Source organism: Burkholderia sp. Ac-20353, from assembly GCF_017104785.1.
GTDB lineage: Bacteria > Pseudomonadota > Gammaproteobacteria > Burkholderiales > Burkholderiaceae > Burkholderia.
The window spans coordinates 1-867 of the sequence record NZ_JAAGPL010000496.1 but is presented as its reverse complement, the minus strand read 5'-3'; the positions used below and the strand labels follow the sequence as shown (position 1 = coordinate 867).

Below are 867 nucleotides of genomic sequence, written 5' to 3'. Positions count from 1 at the left end.
GCCGCGGCCCGCCGAGAATGTCCGCGCCCCAGCGGTGCGCGACGAACGCGCCGAGCGTCAGGTCGGGCGCCACCGCGCCCGGCACGCTGCGCCGGCCCGCGGCCGCACACAGCAGCCCGAGCCCGAAGATCGCACCGCGGTGGGTGTTGATGCCGCCCGTCGCGGCGAGCATCGCATGCTCGGCGCGCAGGCCGATCTTGCGCAGCACCGCCATCTCGGCATCGCGCGCCCCCGCGCTCGCGAGTTCCGCGAAATACGGCCGCAGCACGGCGGCGCTGCGCGCGAACGTGGACGCGTCCATGTCCGCGTGACTGCCGGCATCGACGTGACTGACGAGCCCCGGCTTCGGATAAGTGTCGATCTCGAGCAGCAGGCTGCGTTCGGCGAGCGCTGCGATTGTTGCTGCAGACTGCGCCGCAATCCTCGCCGTAGTCTGCGCCGCATCCGGTTGCAGCACCGGCAGCGGGTGCAGCATCGCCAGCGCACTCATCGCACGCCCTCGCCGAGAAAATCGGCGGCCGGACTGAGCACGACGCCGCCTGCCGTCTTCACGGCAACCTCGGGCAACTGCGCATGCAGCTCGCGCCAGTTGACGCCCGCGCCGTCGTTGCGCAGCAGCTCGCCGTCGACGCGCATCGGCGCGCGCGCGTCGATTGCCGCGAGCCCGTCGAGCAGCGTCCGCGTGTGGACGGGATCCGGCAGCGGAAACACGACGTCGAGATCGGATGAATCGGTCAGATAGCGCTCGCCGGTCAATGCCTGCCACGCGAGGCTGCCGAACACGCGGCCGGCGACGCCGCAGCGCGCGCCGAGCGCGTCCAGCTCGCGCAATGGCTGACGCCACGCGGCGGGCGCGGCATCGAGCAA

The 867-nt window shown here is 72.3% G+C and carries 2 protein-coding genes; both read right to left on the bottom strand.

The features are described 5' to 3' along the window. On the bottom strand, positions 1-475 hold a 475-nt coding region (locus tag G3N94_RS41560), incomplete at its 3' end, for a triphosphoribosyl-dephospho-CoA synthase (protein ID WP_205799940.1). A gap of 11 nt (positions 476-486) precedes the next feature. Next, positions 487-867 (bottom strand): malonate decarboxylase holo-[acyl-carrier-protein] synthase (gene mdcG, locus G3N94_RS41555; RefSeq protein ID WP_205799939.1); only part of this gene is annotated, 381 nt, incomplete at its 5' end.